Origin of the sequence: Pseudomonas silesiensis, assembly GCF_001661075.1 — a bacterium.
GTDB lineage: Bacteria > Pseudomonadota > Gammaproteobacteria > Pseudomonadales > Pseudomonadaceae > Aquipseudomonas > Aquipseudomonas silesiensis.
The window spans coordinates 936295-955881 of sequence record NZ_CP014870.1; the positions used below are offsets into that span (position 1 = coordinate 936295).

Annotated in this window: 17 protein-coding genes; 3 read left to right on the forward strand and 14 right to left on the reverse strand. The window is 60.8% G+C overall.

The genetic code is table 11. The annotated features are described in order from the left end of the window. The first annotated feature begins 71 nt into the window (after nt 1–71). Nucleotides 72–983: a UDP-3-O-acyl-N-acetylglucosamine deacetylase gene (gene lpxC / locus PMA3_RS04175; protein WP_064675983.1), complete on the forward strand. Its 912-nt coding sequence runs from the start codon at nt 72–74 to the stop codon at nt 981–983. Nucleotides 984–1088: 105 nt separating this feature from the next. On the opposite strand, the gene PMA3_RS04180 is transcribed toward lpxC, so the two are convergent. The 6 genes from PMA3_RS04180 to PMA3_RS04205 all read right to left on the reverse strand — a co-directional run bounded on the left by PMA3_RS04180 (nt 1089) and on the right by PMA3_RS04205 (nt 9661). Further along, nucleotides 1089–2585, reverse strand: coding sequence for a sensor domain-containing diguanylate cyclase (locus PMA3_RS04180; RefSeq protein WP_064675984.1), 1497 nt, complete (start codon nt 2583–2585; stop codon nt 1089–1091). Nucleotides 2586–2894: 309 nt separating this feature from the next. After that, nucleotides 2895–3119 carry a hypothetical protein gene (locus PMA3_RS04185; protein ID WP_064675985.1) on the reverse strand — a complete coding sequence of 75 codons (225 nt, stop codon included), beginning with the start codon at nt 3117–3119 and terminating at the stop codon, nt 2895–2897. 242 nt (nt 3120–3361) lie between these two features. Beyond that, complete coding sequence (locus tag PMA3_RS04190) at nt 3362–4726, reverse strand: heavy metal sensor histidine kinase (RefSeq protein WP_064675986.1); 1365 nt, start codon at nt 4724–4726, stop codon at nt 3362–3364. Further along, nucleotides 4716–5393, reverse strand: coding sequence for a heavy metal response regulator transcription factor (locus PMA3_RS04195; protein WP_064675987.1), 678 nt, complete (start codon nt 5391–5393; stop codon nt 4716–4718). Before PMA3_RS04195 ends, PMA3_RS04190 begins: the two co-directional genes overlap by 11 nt. A 9-nt stretch (nt 5394–5402) precedes the next feature. Next, nucleotides 5403–8504, reverse strand: coding sequence for a multidrug efflux RND transporter permease subunit (locus PMA3_RS04200; protein WP_064675988.1), 3102 nt, complete (start codon nt 8502–8504; stop codon nt 5403–5405). Next, the gene (locus PMA3_RS04205; protein ID WP_064675989.1) at nt 8501–9661 is read right to left on the reverse strand and encodes an efflux RND transporter periplasmic adaptor subunit; all 1161 of its coding nucleotides are present in this window, start codon (nt 9659–9661) and stop codon (nt 8501–8503) included. The genes PMA3_RS04200 and PMA3_RS04205 overlap by 4 nt, the downstream gene beginning before the upstream one ends. A 335-nt stretch (nt 9662–9996) precedes the next feature. Here PMA3_RS04205 and PMA3_RS04210 point away from each other — a divergent pair, with 335 nt between their 5' ends. Then, complete coding sequence (locus tag PMA3_RS04210; RefSeq protein WP_064675990.1) at nt 9997–10254, forward strand: hypothetical protein; 258 nt, start codon at nt 9997–9999, stop codon at nt 10252–10254. 152 nt (nt 10255–10406) lie between these two features. Here the strand turns inward: PMA3_RS04210 and PMA3_RS04215 are convergent, their stop codons facing one another. The 5 genes from PMA3_RS04215 to norR form a co-directional block, all read right to left on the reverse strand. Next, nucleotides 10407–11156: a YkgJ family cysteine cluster protein gene (locus PMA3_RS04215; protein ID WP_064675991.1), complete on the reverse strand. Its 750-nt coding sequence runs from the start codon at nt 11154–11156 to the stop codon at nt 10407–10409. An 83-nt stretch (nt 11157–11239) separates the two neighbouring features. Continuing rightward, nucleotides 11240–11566 (reverse strand): hypothetical protein, encoded by a 327-nt coding sequence (locus PMA3_RS04220; protein ID WP_064675992.1) that lies wholly within the window; start codon nt 11564–11566, stop codon nt 11240–11242. A 118-nt stretch (nt 11567–11684) separates the two neighbouring features. Next, nucleotides 11685–12143 carry a GNAT family N-acetyltransferase gene (locus PMA3_RS04225; protein WP_064680614.1) on the reverse strand — a complete coding sequence of 153 codons (459 nt, stop codon included), beginning with the start codon at nt 12141–12143 and terminating at the stop codon, nt 11685–11687. Between the two features lie 27 nt (nt 12144–12170). Then, the gene (locus PMA3_RS04230) at nt 12171–13073 is read right to left on the reverse strand and encodes a chemotaxis protein CheV (RefSeq protein ID WP_064675993.1); all 903 of its coding nucleotides are present in this window, start codon (nt 13071–13073) and stop codon (nt 12171–12173) included. A 205-nt stretch (nt 13074–13278) separates the two neighbouring features. Beyond that, nucleotides 13279–14829, reverse strand: a complete 1551-nt coding sequence (gene norR, locus PMA3_RS04235) for a nitric oxide reductase transcriptional regulator NorR (RefSeq protein ID WP_064675994.1) — start codon at nt 14827–14829, stop codon at nt 13279–13281. Nucleotides 14830–14984: 155 nt separating this feature from the next. Between norR and hmpA the strand changes: the two genes are divergently transcribed. Continuing rightward, nucleotides 14985–16166, forward strand: coding sequence for an NO-inducible flavohemoprotein (gene hmpA, locus PMA3_RS04240; RefSeq protein WP_064675995.1), 1182 nt, complete (start codon nt 14985–14987; stop codon nt 16164–16166). Nucleotides 16167–16504: 338 nt separating this feature from the next. On the opposite strand, the gene PMA3_RS04245 is transcribed toward hmpA, so the two are convergent. From PMA3_RS04245 to PMA3_RS04255, 3 genes are all read right to left on the reverse strand, one after another. Then, nucleotides 16505–17161 carry a helix-turn-helix transcriptional regulator gene (locus PMA3_RS04245; RefSeq protein ID WP_064675996.1) on the reverse strand — a complete coding sequence of 219 codons (657 nt, stop codon included), beginning with the start codon at nt 17159–17161 and terminating at the stop codon, nt 16505–16507. A gap of 90 nt (nt 17162–17251) precedes the next feature. Further along, nucleotides 17252–18379, reverse strand: a complete 1128-nt coding sequence (locus PMA3_RS04250; RefSeq protein ID WP_064675997.1) for an NAD(P)/FAD-dependent oxidoreductase — start codon at nt 18377–18379, stop codon at nt 17252–17254. Between the two features lie 150 nt (nt 18380–18529). Continuing rightward, nucleotides 18530–19477 carry an ornithine cyclodeaminase family protein gene (locus PMA3_RS04255; RefSeq protein ID WP_193408118.1) on the reverse strand — a complete coding sequence of 316 codons (948 nt, stop codon included), beginning with the start codon at nt 19475–19477 and terminating at the stop codon, nt 18530–18532. Between the last annotated feature and the right edge of the window lie 110 nt (nt 19478–19587).

Consider the following 19587-nt stretch of genomic DNA (forward strand, 5'->3'; position numbering starts at 1 on the left):
AGGCGTGGTCTGCTATTATCGCCAGCCTTTGTTGATACCAGTTCGCAATTTGCGCTGAAGCGGCCCAAGCCATGATTAAACAACGCACACTGAAAAATATTATCCGTGCCACAGGTGTAGGCCTGCACTCCGGGGAGAAGGTATACCTGACCCTCAAGCCAGCGCCTGTCGATACCGGCATTGTGTTTTGTCGTGCCGACCTCGACCCTGTGGTGCAGATTCCTGCACGCGCGGAAAACGTTGGTGAAACCACGATGTCGACCACATTGGTCAGTGGTGACACCAAGGTGGATACGGTAGAGCACTTGCTCTCGGCCATGGCCGGCCTGGGCATCGATAACGCCTACGTCGAGCTCTCCGCGTCCGAAGTTCCGATCATGGATGGTAGCGCTGGACCTTTCGTATTCCTGATTCAGTCGGCGGGCCTGGAAGAACAGGACGCCGCCAAGAAATTCATCCGCATCCTGCGGGAAGTGACAGTGGAAGACGGCGACAAGCGCGCCACTTTCGTCCCTTTCGAAGGCTTCAAGGTGAGTTTCGAGATCGATTTTGATCACCCGGTTTTCCGTGACCGCACACAAAGTGCAAGCGTGGATTTTTCCAGCACTTCGTTCGTAAAAGAAGTCAGCCGCGCCCGTACCTTTGGTTTCATGAGTGACATCGAGTATCTGCGCAAGCACAACCTCGCACTCGGCGGCAGCGTTGAAAACGCTATTGTGGTCGACGCGGATGGTGTACTGAACGAAGACGGCCTTCGTTATGAAGACGAATTCGTCAAGCACAAGATCCTCGATGCAATTGGTGACCTCTACCTCTTGGGCAATAGCCTGATTGGTGAGTTCAAGGGCTTCAAGTCGGGACATGCATTGAACAACCAGCTGCTGCGCAAGTTGATTGAGCAGACAGATGCCTGGGAAGTCGTGACTTTCGAAGACGCCAGCACTGCACCGATCTCTTACATGCGCCCAGTTGCGGCCGTGTAAGCAAAAAACCTCTCTAGTTTTTCAAGGCTGCCTTCGGGTGGCCTTTTTTTATGCCCCGAATTGGCGGTGATCCGACGATGGGCCCCGTCGCCACCGCATCATTTCTCAGCCGGACGAAACCACCCGATTACGCCCACTTTCCTTGGCCTGATACAACGCCTTGTCCGCGGCAAACAGCAATTGCTCCAGGCTGAAGTCGCTCTTCGTGGTCCAGGTGCTGATACCAATACTGACAGTCATTGGAAACTCCGCATCCCCCGTCAACGGCAATTGCTCGACCGAACAACGGATGTGTTCGGCAATCTGCTGCGCACCCTGGCTATCGGTTTCGGCGAGAATCACCGAAAACTCCTCGCCACCATAACGGGCGACCAGATCAGCCGGCCGTCGGACATGGGCGCTGATGACCTTCGCCAGTGACCGCAACGCATCATCGCCACCCTGATGTCCGTGGCGATCGTTGAAGTCCTTGAAATGGTCGGCATCGATCATCAGCAGCGACAACGGCATGCCTGAGCGCTGGGCGCGAAACCACTCATGGCGCAGCACTTGATCCAGGGTTCGGCGGTTGGCCAGACCAGTCAAGGCGTCCGTGGCCGCCAATTGCGCAAGCTCCTGCTCGGCATTACGTCGCAGGCGCAATTCCCGGCTGAACAACCAGGTCAGCCAGAGCAGGCTCACGCATAGTGCCAAGGTCGCCAGACTGACCACCAGCGCCGTGCGTTTCCACGACGCATAGACTTCGTCGCTGGACAGGGCAACGATGACGATCAACGGCAAGTCGCCTACCTTGGAAAACGTGTACAGGCGTTTATCCTGGTAGAGGCTTGAAGTGCCGGTGAAGCTGCCGTTGCCTTCTTTGACGATACGCTGGAAGTTGGGGCGGTTGCTGAAGTCCTTGCCGATCAGCTCCTCGGCCGGACGCGGTTGCAGGGCCAGGAGAATACCGTCCTTGCTGATCAGGGTGACGGTACTGTCGCGACCGATGTTCAAACTGTTGAACAACTGATCGAAGTAGTTCAACCGCATGGCGGCTTCGGCCACGCCGAGGAATTCGCCGTGGGGGCCACTGATACGGCGGCTGAAACTGATACGCCATTCATTGTCTGCCTCTGCAGACTTGAACGGGCGGCTGATGAACATCCCCGGGGTCCGGTCATTCACATGGGACTGGAAGTATTCACGGTCGGCAAAGTTGCCCTTTCTGGGTTGCACCGAGGCCGAATCGGCAATCACGTCGCCCTGGTTATCGAGCAACAAAATGTCGCCTTTGTAGGGCGCAGCCGTGGCGCGGTCGAACAGGGCCAGGTGGCGGATAAGCGGGGATACGGATTTGAGGTCTTCACGCTGCGAGGCGGCAATCAAACCCAACAACGACAGATCGTAGAGTTGTATGTTGCGCAGGACGTCGGCGTCGATCAATTGCACGATATTGGACGCTGCGCGAGTGGCCGACAACTCGGCGTTGGCGCGTTCACGGATCAGCAGGAAGGCGACCATGCTCAGTATGGCAATCACCAACAGCAAACTGCCGAGGGTCAGAAGCCGTTCCGGTCGTGTCGAACGGATCGGGTGGTGAGGTATCGCACGGCGCACACTCATGGTTCTGACTTCTACTGATAAGGCGATAAGAAACTGCTGGTGCGAGCGTCGGTGCCGCGCGCCGGAGACCGGTAGCGTTTACAGCGCCTGTATAAATCCGAAGCAAAAAAAAGGCCAGCAAAACATGCTGGCCTTTTTGTAGCCTGAGTCAGGTAAAGGTAAACCGGTCGTCGCGGATCACTCGGTTATCGTTGCAGCAAGTGCAACGAACGGCAAAAAAAAAGCCGCTGATAGCAGCGGCTTGAAGACAACGTTTCACAGGTAAGAGCCAATGAAAGTGTCGAGGGAAACAGAGTGTTTTTTAACAATTCAGCTGTCTTTCTCCAGGCCGGTCTGGGCCCGATTGGTCGACGCCTGAGGGGCTTGCGCGGCATTCTGAGCCTTGGCCGTCATTTCGCTCTGATACTCTTCGAACGCTGCAGCCCGTGCGTTGTTTTGCGCGGCGAAAGTCTGCGACTCTTCAGCCATGGCGACCGGAGACAGGAACAACGAGGACAAAACGAAAGCGCTGGCAATACCCATTGTGTTGGACATCTTTAAAACCTTCTTGCTTGGCAAGTGCTGTTTGGTGCGGCAAAGATAAGGCGCAATGAGGCGGGGAAAAAGAGCGGATTCATGAAAGGACTGTTGCGTAAAATACAAGGATCGACTGTAGGAGCCGGCTTGTCGGCGATGGGCGTGAACGATAACGCTTGAAGCCTGACACCCCCGTGGCGCTCTCAGGTTCTTCGTCGGAACGCCGCCCGGAGCAAGCTCGCTCCTACAGGGGGGGGCGGTCAGACCGGCAAGTGGATGCCGAAGATATTCATGCCGTGATCACTGCGCACGAACACGTCCCCGCCATGCATCAGTGCAATTGCCTTGACGATCGCCAGTCCCAGGCCGTGGTTGTTGCCACTGTTGCTGCGCGAAGCATCGACCCGATAGAAACGCTCGAACAGTCGCGGCAGATGCTCGCTGGCAATCGGCGATCCCGGGTTCGCGACACCGATGCTCACCTGATGCTCCTCGGCCTCGATGCGCACCTGAATCACTTGCCCGGGCTCGGTGTGCTGCACGGCATTGCTCAGCAGATTGATCAATGCCCGGCGCAGATGCGCGATTTCGATCCGCACTTGGGCATCGCCACTGACCTGCACCTGGACCTGGGCGTCTTCGAGGATGAAATCCAGGTATTCCAGGGTCGTTGCCACTTCATCCGCCAGGGAGGTGGAGGTCAGCTTGGTGGCCTTGCTGCCCTGGTCGGCGCTGGCGAGAAACAGCATGTCATTGATGATCGAACGCAACCGTTCAAGCTCTTCGAGGTTCGATTGCAGCACTTCGAAGTAGTGTTCGGCGGAACGGCCACGGGTCAGTGCCACCTGGGTCTGGCCGATCAGGTTGGTCAGCGGCGAGCGCAGTTCGTGGGCCACGTCGGCGTTGAATGATTCCAGGCGTGAATAGGCCTGTTCGACGCGTTCGAGGGTGGAGTTGAACGAGTTGACGAACTGATTGAGCTCCGGCGGCAGTGAGGCCAGCCGCAACCGCCCGGAACGCAATGGCGGGGCCAGGCGCTGGGCTTCCTGAGACAGCTTGATCAGGGGCTTGAGGCCGATCCGCGCCACCCAATAACCAAGTGCCGAAGCCAGTAACACCCCGATGATCGCCAGGCTGATCAGGGCGATCAACAAGTGGTGCTGTGTCTGCAAAAACGTTTCGGTGTCGATGCCGATCATGAAGCGCAGTGGCGGTCGCTGATCCTTGGCGGGGAACTGGCTGACCAGCACCTTCAATGGATAAGGCTGATCCGGCAAATTAAGGTCGCGCATGCCCAGCGGCCCCAGGGCAAAGGCGCGAATCTGCGGCGTCAGGTTGCCGTATTCGTAGTGGGGGTCGCCGCTGATGATCCAGAACCTGATGCGCTTGTCTTCTTCACCCAGCAGCTTGAGCTTGTTGTTGATCTTCACCCAATGCTCCGGCGTGCCGTACCGGCCGACGGTGGATTCGAGCACGCTGTAGCGCGCGTCCAGCTCGGCTTCGGGCAACAGGCCCAGGCCTTTGTCGACCTGCTGGTACAGGGCCCAGCCGATCAACAGAAACACCAGCAGCGCCACCAGCGTAAACATCCCGCTCAAGCGCAGGGCAATGCTGTTACTGGACACCACGGCTCTCCAGCACATAACCCATGCCACGGATGGTGTGCAGCAGTTTCTCTTCGAACGGTCCGTCGAGCTTGGCTCGCAGGCGTTTGATCGCGACTTCGACCACGTTGGCGTCGCTGTCGAAATTGATGTCCCAGACCATTTCGGCAATGGCGGTTTTCGAGAGGATTTCACCTTGTCGACGGGCCAGCACACTGAGCAGCGAGAACTCCTTGGCCGTCAGATCCAGGCGGATGCCGGCGCGGGTGGCCTTGCGGCTGATCAAATCGATCCACAGGTCGGCGATGCTCACCTGCACCGGTTCATGGCCGCCGCTGCGGCGGGTCAAGGCTTGCAGGCGCGCCACCAGCTCCAGGAAGGAAAACGGTTTGCCGAGGTAATCGTCGGCGCCGTCGCGCAGGCCTCTGATGCGATCTTCCACACGCTCCCGGGCGGTGAGCATGATCACCGGGGTTTGCTTGCGCGCACGCAACGCGCGCAGTACGCCGAAGCCGTCGAGGCCCGGCAGCATGACGTCGAGGACGATGACCGCGTAGTCGCTTTCCAGCGCCAGGTGCAATCCGCCGACGCCGTCGCGCGCCAGGTCCACGGTGTACCCCTGTTCCGTCAGGCCGCGATGCAGATAGTCCGCGGTTTTTTCCTCGTCTTCGATAATCAGAACGCGCATGACCCTGCCTCAGTCTGTGGTAGCCGGCACCGCTAGTGGTGCGGGTTTGGGTCTATGGAATAGCCGCTCGAGCCACAAGTATATGACCGGAGTGGTGAACAGCGTCAGCGCCTGGCTCACCAGCAGGCCGCCGACGACCGCGATCCCCAATGGTTGGCGCAGTTCGGCGCCGGTGCCGTAACCGAGCATCAGCGGCAGGGCGCCGAGCAGGGCGGCGAGGGTGGTCATGATGATCGGCCGGAACCGGGTGAGGCAGGCCTGGTAGATCGCCTCTTCCGGAGCCAGGCCACCTTTGCGCTGGGCGTCGAGGGCGAAGTCGATCATCAGGATGCCGTTTTTCTTGACGATGCCGATCAACAGCACCAGCCCGATCAGCGCCATGATCGAAAAGTCCTGGCCCCAGATCCACAGCATGATCACCGCGCCAAGCCCCGCCGACGGCAGGGTCGAGATGATCGTCAGCGGGTGCACGAAGCTCTCGTAGAGCACGCCGAGAATGATATACACCGCCAACAGCGCCGCCAGAATCAGCCAGGGCTGGCTGGCCAGCGAACTCTGGAACGCCTGGGCCGCGCCCTGGAAATTACCGCTGATGGCCGTCGGCATGCCGATTTCGGCCTTGGCCTGATTGAGCATGATCACCGCATCGCCCAAGGCCACGCCGGGTGCCAGGTTGAACGACAGATTGGCAGCCGGGAACATGCCGTCATGGGCAATGGATAGCGGGCCGATGGTCGGCGCATCGAATTTCGCCAGTGCCGAGAGCGGCACCATCTCCCCGCTCAATGGCGAGCGCAGGTAGAAGTAGTTGAGGCTTTCGGCTTTGCCGCGTTGTTTTGTGTCCAGTTCCAGGATCACGTTGTACTGGTTGGTCTGGGTCTGGAATTCATTGATTTGCCGCTGGCCGAAGGCGTCATACAGCGCTTCGTCGACATCACTGGCAGTCAGGCCGAAACGGGCTGCCGCGCTACGATCGATGCTGATATGGGTAATGCTGCCGCCCAGTTGCAAGTCGTTGGAAATGTCGCGAAAGGCCGGGTTGCCGCGCAGTTTTTCCGTCAGGCGTTGGGTCCAGGTGCTGAGGGTCGCGCCGTCGTTGCTCTTGAGCACGTATTGGTACTGGGCGCGACTCGGGCCGGCGCTGAGGTTGATGTCCTGGCCGGCGCGAAGGTACAGCACGATGCCCGGGACTTTCATCAGTTGCGGGCGAATCCGGTCGATGAACTCGCTGGCCGAGACGTCGCGGTCGCCGCGTTTTTTCAGGGAGATCCAGAAGCGTCCGTTGGCGATGGTCTGGTTGCTGCCCGAGACGCCGACCGAGTGGGAAAAAGCTTCCACGGCCGGGTCGGCAGCGACGATTTCGGCCATCGCCAGGTGTTTTTTCACCATGTCGCCGTAGGAAATATCAGCGGCCGCCTCGGTGGTGCCGAGTACAAAACCGGTGTCCTGCACCGGGAAGAAGCCCTTCGGAATAAAAATGTAACCGCTGATGGCCAGTACCAGGGACAGGCCGAACACGCCGATCATCAACGTCTGATGGGCGAGGGCGCGGCGCAGGCCTTTTTCATACCACGCCAGCAAGCGCTCGCCGAACCCCGGCTTGTCATGGGCGCGATACACCGGCGCACGCATGAACAATGCGGCGAGGGTCGGCGCCAGGGTCAGGGACACCACCACCGAAATCATGATGGTCGAGGTCGCGGTCAGGGCAAACTCCTTGAACAGTCGCCCGACCACGCCGCCCATGAACAGCAACGGAATGAACGCCGCCACCAGCGAGACACTGATCGAGACCACGGTAAACCCAATCTCGCCGGCGCCCTTGATCGCCGCCTCGCGCATGCCGTCGCCCGCCTCCAGGTGCCGGTGGATGTTTTCCACGACCACGATCGCATCGTCGACCACAAACCCCACGGCCACTACAATCGCCACCAGCGTCAGGTTGTTCAGGCTGAAACCCATGATGTACATCAGGGCGAAACTGGCGATCAACGACACACCGAGCACGGCAGTCACGATCAAGGTCGCCGACAGCTGGCGCAGGAACATTGCCATCACCGCCACCACCAGCATGATCGCAATCAGCAAGGTGATTTCCACTTCGTGCAACGAGGCGCGGATGGTCTGGGTCCGGTCGACCAGCACCCCGACCTGGACCGAGGCGGGCAGCATGGCCTCCAGCGTCGGCAAGGCCGCCTGGATCCGGTCCACGGTCTCGACGATATTGGCGCCTGGTTGCCGGAAGATCACCAGGTTGACGCCCGGTTGGTCGCCGGCCCACGCCTGGACGTAGGCGTTTTCCGCGCCGTTGACCACTTTTGCGACATCTCTGAGATGAACCGGTGCACCGTCCTTGTAGGAAACGATGAGTTGGCTGTATTCCTCGGGGTGGAATAGCTGGTCGTTGGTGGACAGGGTCGAAATGCTCGACTCGCCGTACAACGCACCTTTGGCCAGGTTGAGGCTGGTCTGTTGCAGCGCCAGGCGAATGTCCGCCAGGGTCAGGCCGATGGCGGCGAGTTTGTCCGCCGAAGCCTGAACGCGGATGGCCGGACGCTGCTGACCGGTGATGTTGATCTGGCCTACGCCATCGATCTGGCTGATCTGACGGGAGAGCAGGGTTTCGACCAGGTCGCTGAGTTCCGTTCCGGGCATCTGGGTCGAGTTGATGCTGAGGATCAGCACCGGGCTGTCGGCCGGGTTGACCTTGCGCCAGGTGGGCAGGTTCGGCATGTCCTTGGGCAGTTTGCCGGCAGCGGTGTTGATCGCCGCCTGGACTTCCTGGGCGGCGGTGTCGATGCTTTTGTCGAGGGTGAACTGCAGGGTCAGGTTGGTCGAGCCCAGGGCGCTGCTCGAGGTCATCTGGGTCACGCCGGGGATGGCACTGAACTGCACTTCAAGCGGTGTGGCGACCGACGATGCCATGGTTTCCGGGCTGGCGCCGGGCAGTTGTGCGGCCACCTGGATGGTCGGGAATTCGGCTTCCGGCAGCGGCGCGATCGGCAACCGCGGGAAGGCGATGACACCGAGCAATACCAGGGCGAAGGTCAGCAGGATCGTCGCCACCGGATGATCGATGCACCATGCCGAAACCGAGCCGTGGCCCTTCATGGTTGCGGCTCCGACCGGACCACTTGCGGCGGCTCGGTCAGTACCTGGACCGTGGAGCCTTGCTTGAGGCGCGACTGGCCATCGCTGACCAGCACGTCGCCCGGTTTGACGCCTTTGATGATGTCCTGGCCGCTGCCTTGGTGAACCATTTGCACCTGGACGGTTTCGACTTTGTCACCGTTGACCCGGTAAACGAAATGTTGATCCAGGCCGCGTTGTACGACAGTGGGCGGCACCACCAGCGCGTCTTTATCCAGCGCTGTCTGAATCTTTACCGTCACCAGCAGGCCCGGCCAGAGTTTTTGCCCGGCGTTGTTGAATTCTGCCTTGGCGCGGATCGTTCCGGTGTTGGCGTTGATCTGGTTGTCGATCAGGGTCAGATGGCCTTCGCCCAGCAGGTTGCCGGTTTCGCCATCGGTGTCGGCGCCGATGTAGGCCTTGACCCGGGCACGCTGTGGATCGTTGATCAGGCCTTGCAGGGTCGGCAGCATTTGCTGCGGCAGGGAAAACTCCACGGCGATGGGGTCGATCTGGGTCACGGTGAACAAGCCTTGGGTGTCGCTCATGCGCAGGAAGTTGCCTTCGTCCACCGTACGAATCCCGACGCGACCGCTGACTGGGGAACGAATCTGAGTGTAGGAAAGCTGCACCTGGGCGGCGTCGATCGAGGCTTGGTTGCCCTGGGCGGTGGCCTTGAGTTGATTGACCAGGGCTTGTTGCTGGTCGTAGGTCTGCTTGGAAACACCGTCGTCGACGCTCAGCAATTTGTAGCGTTTGAGGTTGACCAGCGCGACCTGCAACTGCGCCTGGCTTTCGCCCAGTTGCGCCCGGGCCAGGTCGAGACTGGCGCGGATCGAGCGGTCGTCGATGGTCGCTAGCAGGTCGCCTTTGTTCACCAGTTGGCCTTCCTTGACCAGGATTCTGGTGAGAATGCCGTCGATCTGCGGGCGCACCACGACGCTGTGCAGGGACAATACCGAGCCAATGCCGCTGACGTAACGGGGCACATCTTTTTCGACGACGGCGACCACCCGCACGGGGATGGCGGAGGGGGCGGCCAGTTTTGCCGTGGCGGGCATGGTGAGATACCAGGTGCCCAGCGCTGCCAGGGCTATCAGCAGACCGGCGATCAAGGCGGTTTTTTTCTGAATTCGCATGCGAGTGGGGCGCCGGGCTGGGTGGTCGGAGTTTTTGTCAGGTTTATACCTTCCTTTATAAACCTGTTCGCCCGTCAGGAAGGTGACGGGTAACTGACGGCGCTGTCAGTTTGGGGTTTGGGGTGACTGTTCTGGCCATACTATGTAGGAGCGAGCTTGCTCCGGGCGGCGTTCCGACGATGGACGTTAACGATAACGCAGGCGGCCTGGATGAACGCGGTGCATGGATGTTTTTCGCGAGCAAGCTCGCTCCTACAAGGATCGTGGGGAGGTATACTGCCGCCTTTCGCGGCTCGCTGACCGGGCCCGACTCTTTTGCATTACCCGGAGCTTTCATGACTTCCCCGACACAACCGCCGGTTGCCGACGCCTCGAGCGACGACCAGGCAGACCTGCCAGACAGCGTCGACTCCAGCGCAGACAGCGACACCAAAGCCGCGATTCCTGCGTTCAAGTTCCCGTTCAAACCGGGTGAGCTGGCTGCCGCGAAGAATGCCAGCCAGCCCTGGTACAAGAATGGCGCGAAGAATGGCCATACCAAGACGCCGGGGGCGGCGCCTCCCGGGACTCGTCGTTCGATGGGCAAGCGTTAAGGTTTAAGCTCTGCGGTGTCTGGTCTGCCGCCTTCGCGGGCAAGCCCGCTCCCACAGTGATCGGGGTGAACGTGATTTCAATGCACACCACCAAATCCTGTGGGAGCGGGCTTGCCCGCGAAGGGGCCTTAACAGGCGGCACACCCCTTGAATCAAGCCGCCCGCAACGAAATAAACGCATAATTCAACGGCTCATCAGTCGCCACCTGCGCCCCAGCCTCCAGCACTTGCCCGGCGATGTCATCGCCAGACACATGGAACGTCCATTCGCTGCCCCAGTCATCCAGCGTCTTTCCAGCCACCTGGTCGATCACTGAAGCAAACGCAGCCATGTCCGGCAAATAAGCAGTAAACCCGTCACCTTTCAGTGCTGTCGTCCGAATGCCCAATAACGCGCAAATCGCATCCTTGGTCTGGATCTCATCGCGATCCGCCTGACGGGAGCGCTGGATCAGGTCCACCAACCCCTGATCGACCAATTGGCCACCCACAATCAGATCCGGCCCTTTTTCCCATGCCTCGGGCGGACATTCCTTCACCGCGGTATTCAGGGGAATGTGCGGATTGATTTCCATCGGATAGATGCGGCACACCAGCGGCCGGCGCTCGTAAATACGGCAGAGGTTATCTTCGTCAAGATTCCGGCAGGGACCGGCGTTGTAGGCGGCAAAGGTGATCGCCACGTACGCCTCTGTTCCGCCGCTTCGAACCACCACCGAACGGCGTTCGGCGTGTTCGCGTTGCTGCACGGGCAAGCCCAGGCCATTGCCCAGGAAGCCTTCCACCAGCACGATGACTTGACCGCCGTCGGCCGCCCACATCCGGGTTTCGGCCAGGGTCAGGGGGACATGGTGGTCGTTGCAGCATTTGCCGCACCCTACGCAGGAAAACGTCGTATTCATTGAGCAATCGGTCGCATATGGGGGCATGAAATGGCGACAGAAAGCCACCGTTGAGGCGGGTGTCAAAGCAAGTAATGCGCCAGTCACTGCGCCTTGGCGGCTGGGCGGATGGAGTCCCACTCGGTCACGTAGGCGGTTTTGCTTTTTTTGTTGAAAAGGCACAGCTCGGTGCCTTGCTGACCTTTCATGTGTTTTTGCGGGTATTGGCCTTGCAGCAGCAGTGCGGTGTAGCCAACCCGGTCATCGAACTGTGCGGCGTTGCCGACGGGTTTGGCATGCTTCAGGCCGCTGGCCTTGGTGCAACCGGCGAGCACGGCTTTGTCGTAGGCGGTCCAGGCGTCGGGGCTGGAGGCGTGGGCCTGGGTGGCGAGGGCGGTGAGGCAGAGGAGGGTCAGGGTGGCAGCTTTCATGGTTGAGGCATCCTTGGGTGTTGGGTTGGCCAAATGCCTGGAGTATGCCTGATGGTTTTGTATTGAATGTGTCGGCCCCTTCGCTGTAGGAGCGAGGCTTGCCCGCGAACGCGGTGTGTCAGACCGGAACCGCTTCCCGGCGGACTACGTACATCCCGGCACTTTCATACAAGCGCTGTGCCCGAAGATTGCCCTCCAACACCTTCAAATCCACAAACCCTTCCCGCCGCTGCTGAAACACGCTGAAAGCATGCAGCAGCAAAGCGCGTCCCAACCCCTGGCCCTGAGCTCGCGGATGCACCACCAGGCTCTTGATAAAGGCGCTGGTCCAGCACTGGCACACGCCAGCGATGCCCTCGGCATCCAGGGCGATAAAGCACAGGGTCGGATCGTACTCCGGGTCGGTTTCGAAACGCTGTTGCCAGACGTCAAGCGCCGACACGCGAGCGCCACCTTCCTGGTAGCCCCGTTGCATCAATTGATGCACGGCGTGCGCCAGTTCCGGGCGGTAGTCGCTCAAGACAATCCCTTGAGGCCAGATGATATCGGGCAGCGCCTCGGCAAGATTACGCCGCAGCAGAAAGCAGTATTCCTCGGCCAAGGCTCAATGACCTTGTTCGGCGACGGCTTTGGCCGCTTCGATCAGGCATTTGGTCAATTCCGGCGAGGAGAACTTGGTCAGTACCGCATTGGCCCCGGCCAGCCGGGCTTTTTCGCTGTTCATCGCACTGTTCAGCGAGGTGTGCAGCAGTACATAAAGGTGCGCGAAGTCCGGCGTTTCCCGCAGGGTGCGGGTGAAGGCATAGCCGTCCATTTCCGACATTTCGATGTCCGAGACGATCAGGTTGATCTGCTGGGCAGTGCCTTGCAGGTCCAGCAGGCAGTCGATGGCTTCCCTGGCACTGCGCGCGGTGTGGCATTGCAGCCCGAGGTTGCGCAGGGTGTGCACCGATTGCTGCAGGGCGACCTGGCTGTCATCGACCACCAGGATCCGTGCATTGCCGAGGATTTCGGCGTCTTCCATGCTCAGTTCGGTCGGGGCCATCTCGATCTGCGCCGGGGCGATGCCGTGGATGACTTTTTCGATGTCCAGCACCTGCACCAGGGTACCGTCGACCGAGGTCACGCCGGTGATGTACGAGCGCACGCCGCCGGAGCCAAAGGGGGGCGGACGGATGTCGGTGGACAGGCAGTGAACGATCTTGCTCACCGCCTGAACGTGCAGGCCCTGCTTGGAGCGGCTGACGTCGGTGACAATCAGGCAGCCGCCGTTCGGGTCTTCCAGGGGGCGCTCGCCGATAGCGCGGCTGAGGTCGATCACCGACAACGCAGTACCGCGCAAGGTGGCAATGCCTTTGACGTGGGGGTGGGATTCCGGCAGTCGGGTCAGTGGCGGGCAGGGGATGATTTCGCTGACTTTCAGCAGGTTGATCGCCATCAGCTTGCCGCTGCGCAAGGTAAACAGCAAAAGCGAAAGTGAGTCTGCGCGGGCGTTGTTGGAGGACATAAAAACCTTCTGTGGAAAAAGGTGGGGTTGGCGATCGCGGGATCGCCGACAACTATCGATGCCGGGTTATCGACTTGTCGGGGGCAGGCTTTAGTAAATTGGGTGAATGGTAGAGCCCCTTCGCGAGCAGACTCGCTCCCACAAGGATTGCGTAAAACCTGTGGGAGCGACGGTGCGACGATTAGACCTGCTCGCGAAGGGGCCATCACTTCATACCCAGTCTCTTCGCCATCCGCCCAAGGTTTGCCCGGTCCAGGCCCAGCTCCCGGGCTGCACTCGCCCAATTGTGGTGATGGCGTTCCAGGCAGGCGCTGATCAATTGGCGCTGATAATGTTCGGTGGCCTCGCGTAAATCTCCCGATACCAATGCCACGGGGACGGCGGTCGGTTGCTCGGAGGCGACTTCAACGCTGCCATCGGGTAAATCCAGATCCGCCGCACTCAAGCTGAGGATCTTCGGCCGTTCCTTGCAGTTGCCCAAGGCTTTCAGCGCACTGCGGCCGATCAAGTGCTCCAGCTCCCGCACGTTCCCTGGCCACGTATAGGCCAGCAGTGCAGCCTGGGCGTCGTTGCTCAGGCGCAGGCTGTTGAGCCCCATGCGCGAGCGGTTCTGCTCCAGAAAAAAGCCGCTGAGCAGCAACACATCGCGTCCGCGATCGCGCAGTGCCGGCACCAGCAAAGGGTAGACACTCAGTCGATGGTAAAAGTCTGCACGGTAGCGACCGCGGCGCACTTCCTCGGCCAGGTCGCGGTTGGTCGCGGCAATCAATCGCACGTCGACCTGATGCTCCTTGTCCGACCCCAGGCGCTGCAGCTGACCGCTTTGCAACACGCGCAGCAATTTGGCCTGCACCGTCAGGGACAGCTCGCCGACTTCATCGAGAAACAGCGTGCCGCCATTGGCCAGTTCGAATTTGCCGCGTCGATCGTTCATCGCGCCGGTAAACGCCCCGCGGACGTGGCCAAACAGTTCACTCTCCACCAGCGTCTCCGGCAGAGCGGCGCAGTTGAGGCTGATGATCGGCTTGTCGGCTCGGGGCGAGGCCGCGTGGATGGCTTGGGCTACGAGCTCCTTGCCGACCCCGGTTTCGCCGGTGATCAGCACGGTCAGATCGCTGCCGCCCACCAGATTGATTTCTTCCACCAACCGTTTGTGGGCCTTGCTCTGGCCGATCATCTCGCGGTTCTGCTGGCCGCTGGCCTGGCGATACACCTCGGCGCGCTGATGTTCGTCTTCGACACGATTGGCCAGGCGTTCGATGCGCTCGGCGGCGTTGACCGTGGCGGCGGCGAGGCTGGCGAAGGCTTGCAGGGCGTCCAGTTCGATCGGTTCGAAGCGCTCGGGGTCGAGGGCGTCGAGGGTCAGCAAGCCCCAGGGGCGCTCGTCGATAAACAGCGGGCAGCCGATGCAGTCGTGGACTTCCAGATGCTCCTCGAGGCCATGAACCAGGCCGTCGTAGGGGTCGGGCAAGTCGCTGTCGGCGGCGAACCGGGTCGGCCCCGGGCTACTGAGCAAGGCTTCGAATCGCGGGTGCTCGCTGATCTTGAAACGTCGACCCAGAGTGTCGGTGCTCAACCCGTCGACAGCCAGCGGCACCAGCCATTCGCCATCAATGCGCAGCAGGGCGGCGGCATCGCAAGGCAGCAGGGCGCGCATGGCTTCGAGCAGGCGTCGATAGCGCTCGCCTTCGGGCAATTCGCGGGACAGGTCCGAGACCAGTGGCAGCAGGGCGGTCAGCAGGGATTTTGCAGTCATAGTGACTCCATGTAGTCGGTATGACTATAAGCCGGGCTGTGTCTTTTTGACTATTCTATTTTCAAATAATTGATTTATAACAAATTAATTGTTGGCATGAAAACTGATAAGTCTAGGCCATTCAATTAGAAAACCAGTCGTTCAGGAGTCATTTAATGCTTAGCGTTCAAGACCGTGCAATCGTCAAATCTACCGTGCCGTTGCTGGAAAGTGGTGGCGAAGCCTTGATCACTCACTTCTACCGCATGATGCTCTCCGAATACCCGGAGGTGCGCCCGCTGTTCAACCAGGCCCACCAGGCCAGCGGTGATCAGCCCCGTGCCCTGGCCAACGGCGTCCTGATGTATGCGCGACACATCGATCAGCTCGACCAACTGGGCGATCTGGTGGCCAAGATCATCAACAAGCACGTGGCCCTGCAGATTCTGCCGGAACACTACCCGATCGTCGGTAGCTGCCTGCTGCGCGCCATCTCCGAAGTGCTGGGTGACGAGATTGCCACGCCGCAAGTGATGGCCGCCTGGGGCGCCGCCTACGGTCAATTGGCCGACATCCTGATCGGTGCAGAAACCAGCATCTACGACCAGAAAGAACAGGCGCCCGGCGGCTGGCGCGGGGCGCGGGAATTCATCGTGGTGGCCAAGGTTGAAGAGAGCGCGGAAATCACGTCGTTCTATTTCGAGCCGGCTGACAAAGGCGCGATTCTGGCGGCAGAACCCGGCCAGTACATCGGCATGAAGCTGATCCTCGATGGCGAAGAGATCCGCCGTAACTATTCGCTGTCGGCCCTGGCCGACAAAGGCCAATACCGCATCAGCGTCAAACGTGAAGAGGGTGGGCGCGCCTCCAATCACCTGCACGATCAACTGCACGTCGGTTCCAGCATCCAGCTGTTCCCGCCATCGGGCGAGTTCACCCTGACCGCAAGCGACAAGCCGTTGGTTCTGATCAGCGGCGGCGTCGGCATCACCCCGACCCTGCCGATGCTCGAAGCCGCACTGGCGACCGAGCGCCCGGTGCACTTTATCCACTGCGCCCGCAACGGCAGCGTCCACGCCTTCCGCGACTGGATCGACGGCCTGGCCGAGCGTCATCCGCAGCTCAAGCGCTTCTATTGCTACGACGAAGATGACGGTGTCAGCCCGGCGGCGGACAAGGTCGGGCTGTTGAGCCAGGAGCAACTAAGCGAATGGTTGCCGCAGCAGCGCGACCTGGACGCTTACTTCCTCGGACCTAAAGGTTTCATGACGGCGGTCAAGCGTCACCTCAAGGCGTTGGGTGTACCGGAGAAGCAAAGCCGTTACGAGTTCTTCGGGCCGGCTTCGGCGCTGGAATAATCACTGACACCAAGAGATCGTACGATCTCTCGTAGGAGCCAGGCTTGCCGGCGAAGGCGTCCTCAAGATCGCCTTCGCCGGCAAGCCTGGCTCCTACAGGACGGCCTTCGCCGGCGAGCCTGGCTCCTACAGGACGCCTTCGCCGGCGAGCCTGGCTCCTACAGGACGCCTTCGCCGGCGAGCCTGGCTCCTACAGGACGCCTTCGCCGGCAAGCCTGGCTCCTACAGGACGCCTTCGCCGGCAAGCCTGGCTCCTACAGGACGCTTTCGCCGGCAAGCCTGGCTCCTACAGGACGTTTTCGCCGGCAAGCCTGGCTCCTACGGATGCGTATTGGTTTTCACCCCTTCAATTCCTTCAAATGCTTGTACACCGTCGCCCGCCCCATGTTCAGCACGTTCGCCACATAGTTGGAGGCGCTTTTGCCTTTGAAGGCGCCTTCGGCATGCAAGGCCAGCACCAGTTCGCGTTTGTGGTCGCGGGTGAGCAGGTTCAGGCTCAGCTGGCGCTCGCGCAGCCAGGCGTGGAGGAAGGTATTGATCCGCTCCTGCCAGTCATCGCGAAACAGTGAATCCGGCTGCGGAATCAACTTGCTCGGCGACAGGAACAGATCCAGCGCCGCCTTGGCATTCTCGAACAGTGAAATATTCAGATTGATGCACAGCACGGCCAGCGGATGACCGTCGCTGTCACGCAGCACGCTACTGAGGCTGCGAATTTTCTGGCCATCCCAATTGAGCTTTTCGTAAGGCCCGATGTTGCGTTCGCTGATGTCGTCGCTGAGCATGTCCTCCAGCGCCGAATCGTCACCGATTTCCCGTTTCGACAGGTTGTTGGCGATGTAGTCGACCTTTTGCGTGCGCAAATCGTGCAGCACCACTTCGGCATGGGGGAAGAACAGCGTGGCGATGGCGTCGGCAATCGCCCGGAAGTTGTCCAGCGGCGAACGTGCCTGCGCAGAGCCATCCAGGGCCGGATCGTGTTCGTGGGCGTTCATAGTGGAGCTCCAGGCAGCATCGGCACCCTGTGAAAACAGGGTGCTGGAAGTTTGCCGCAATCGTGGCGAGGCGTCACCTGAGGACGTCACTCAGTCCAGGCGGGCGGGGGACAGCATGGCGGCGCTCAGGCCAAAACGTGTGAGTTGCTCAGGCAAGGCTTCGCCGCGAACCAGGGCGGTGCTCGCCAGGCCCATGGCGGGCGAGGTCTGGATGCCGTAACCGCCTTGTGCCGCGACCCAGAACAGCCCGGGCACTTGCGGATCGAAGCCGGACAGCAAATCACCGTCATGTACGAAGCTGCGCAGTCCGGCCCAGGTACGGGTCGGTCGGCGGATGGTCAGGGTGGTGGCTTCTTCGATCTGATAGATGCCCATCGCGATGTCCAACTCTTCGGGCTGCACGTCGTGGGGTTCCACCGGGTCGGCGTTGGCCGGCGAGCCGAGGAACATGCCGGCGTCGGGTTTCATATAGAAGGATTCATCGAGACTGACCAGCATCGGCCAGTGGTGGATGTCCACGCCTTCGGGGCCGGCGAAGATGAAGGCCGCGCGCCGCTTCGGTTGCAGGCCCAGTGGCCTGGCGCCTGCCAGTTCACCGATCTTGTCGGCCCAGGCGCCGGCGGCGTTGATGATGATCGGAGCGCTGAACGTCTGGCCGTTGGTTTGCACCTGCCACATGCCTTCGGCATCACGGGTCAGGCTCAGCACTTCGCTGTCGGTATGCACTTCACCCTGGTTGCGGCGGATGCCGCGCAGGTAGCCCTGGTGCAAGGCATCGGTGTCGATATCACTGGCGGTCGGGTCGTAGATCGCGCCGTGGACTTTTTCCCGGCGCAGGATCGGCAGGCGCGCACAGGCTTCGTCGGCGTTGAGCAGTTGCATCTCCGGCACCGTGGCTTTGGCGCTCAGGTATTGATTGTTCAACTCGGCTGGATCGCCGGTGAAATCCACGGTCATTTCACCGCGCGGGGTCAGCAGCGGGTGCTCGCAGAAACCGGCGGGTGGGGCGTCGAAGAAATCGCGGCTGGCCTGGGTCAACGCCCGGACTTGAGGTGTGCCATAGGCGGCGGTGAACAAGGCCGCCGAACGTCCGGTGGAGTGGTAAGCCGGATGGGATTCGCGTTCGAGCACAATCACCCGGGCCTGCCGGGACAGCCAGAAGCCGGTGGAAGCGCCGGCAATCCCGCCGCCGATGATGATGTAGTCTGCCTGGCTCATGAACGTCTCCTGATGGGGCGCAAATGCCGAAAATTGTGGAGATCCCCTTGTGGGAGAGGGCTTGCTCGCGAATGCGATTTGTCAGTCGACATTATCGGTGGATGTCAGACCGCATTCGCGAGCAAGCCCGCTCCCACAGGTTTTGTGGTGTTAGTGCTGCAGGCGGTAGATGGCGTTAGCCAGCGCAATGTCTTCCAGGCCCAGGCCAATGGAGCGGAAGAACACGTGACGGTCGTAGTCCGGACGCTGGACTTTTCCGCTGAGCAGATCGGGCAGGTCGCCGACAACGGCGCCCTTGTCCCAGCCATGCCGTTCACCGGCAATCAGCATCTCGCCAGCCGAACCCGGCGTGGTCAGGCGATAGTCGCAAAACACCTGCATGTCATTGAGGCTCTGCGGCGGCACTTCATGGGCGCGCGGGGCGTTGGTGCTGATCGAGGTGATCAGCGCCGGCTTGCTCAGCTCGGAAGGGTCGATCACCGGGCCAGCAGACGAGGTGCAGAGCAGGATGACATCGGCGTCCTGGACGGCCGCTTCGCGACTGTCGACCAGGGTCAGGCGTGGGTCGAGGGCACGCAACGGTGCCAGCGCCTCGGCATTTTTGCCGCTCAGGCTCGGCGAGTAGAGGCTGATGCTCTGCCAGTCGCGCAGACCCTTGACGTAGTGCAGATGCGCCTGGGCCACTTTGCCGCTGCCGATTATCGCCAGGCGCTGCGCCTTCAGCGGCGCGAGGGCATCGACCGCCACCGCCGTCGTCGCCGCAGTGCGGGCGGTGGTCAGTTCGCCGGCATCGCACAGCAACAACGGCTGACCGGTCTGCATCGACATCAACAGCGTCCAGGCCGTTACCAATGGGCCTTCTTCGCGCACGATGTAGGGTGAAGTCTTGACCCCATAAACACCCTCCGTGGCCAGCACGCCCAGGTAGTTGATGAAGTCGCCAGCACCCTGGGGAAACTCAACCAGTTGCTGCGCCGGTTGCACCGCTTGCCCAGCGGCCAGGTCGCGGAACAACTTGCGCAGGATGTGTGGCACGTCGATCTGTGCCAGCAGCTCGCGGGCCTGGTATTGAGTGATCACGTAGGGCGTACTGGACATGGTCGGCTCCGGGAGTTGGAAGTAAACTAATTTGTCCATTATGGACTTTTAGTTATTTCGAGCAAGCGCCTTTTGTTGGAGCAAGCTCGCTCCTACAGTGATTTCGGGGC

What these genes read in the sequence shown, in the direction of transcription:
- PMA3_RS04230 (WP_064675993.1), bottom strand. Translation starts at nt 13,073, where the DNA reads ATGTCCTCCAACAACGCCCGCGCAGACTCACTTTCGCTTTTGCTGTTT.
- PMA3_RS04185 (WP_064675985.1), bottom strand. Translation starts at nt 3,119, where the DNA reads ATGTCCAACACAATGGGTATTGCCAGCGCTTTCGTTTTGTCCTCGTTG.
- PMA3_RS04195 (WP_064675987.1), bottom strand. Translation starts at nt 5,393, where the DNA reads ATGCGCGTTCTGATTATCGAAGACGAGGAAAAAACCGCGGACTATCTG.
- PMA3_RS04250 (WP_064675997.1), bottom strand. Translation starts at nt 18,379, where the DNA reads ATGAGCCAGGCAGACTACATCATCATCGGCGGCGGGATTGCCGGCGCT.
- PMA3_RS04245 (WP_064675996.1), bottom strand. Translation starts at nt 17,161, where the DNA reads ATGAACGCCCACGAACACGATCCGGCCCTGGATGGCTCTGCGCAGGCA.
- PMA3_RS04205 (WP_064675989.1), bottom strand. Translation starts at nt 9,661, where the DNA reads ATGCGAATTCAGAAAAAAACCGCCTTGATCGCCGGTCTGCTGATAGCC.
- PMA3_RS04215 (WP_064675991.1), bottom strand. Translation starts at nt 11,156, where the DNA reads ATGAATACGACGTTTTCCTGCGTAGGGTGCGGCAAATGCTGCAACGAC.
- PMA3_RS04210 (WP_064675990.1), top strand. Translation starts at nt 9,997, where the DNA reads ATGACTTCCCCGACACAACCGCCGGTTGCCGACGCCTCGAGCGACGAC.
- PMA3_RS04220 (WP_064675992.1), bottom strand. Translation starts at nt 11,566, where the DNA reads ATGAAAGCTGCCACCCTGACCCTCCTCTGCCTCACCGCCCTCGCCACC.
- hmpA (WP_064675995.1), top strand. Translation starts at nt 14,985, where the DNA reads ATGCTTAGCGTTCAAGACCGTGCAATCGTCAAATCTACCGTGCCGTTG.
- PMA3_RS04200 (WP_064675988.1), bottom strand. Translation starts at nt 8,504, where the DNA reads ATGAAGGGCCACGGCTCGGTTTCGGCATGGTGCATCGATCATCCGGTG.
- PMA3_RS04180 (WP_064675984.1), bottom strand. Translation starts at nt 2,585, where the DNA reads ATGAGTGTGCGCCGTGCGATACCTCACCACCCGATCCGTTCGACACGA.
- lpxC (WP_064675983.1), top strand. Translation starts at nt 72, where the DNA reads ATGATTAAACAACGCACACTGAAAAATATTATCCGTGCCACAGGTGTA.
- PMA3_RS04255 (WP_193408118.1), bottom strand. Translation starts at nt 19,477, where the DNA reads ATGTCCAGTACGCCCTACGTGATCACTCAATACCAGGCCCGCGAGCTG.
- norR (WP_064675994.1), bottom strand. Translation starts at nt 14,829, where the DNA reads ATGACTGCAAAATCCCTGCTGACCGCCCTGCTGCCACTGGTCTCGGAC.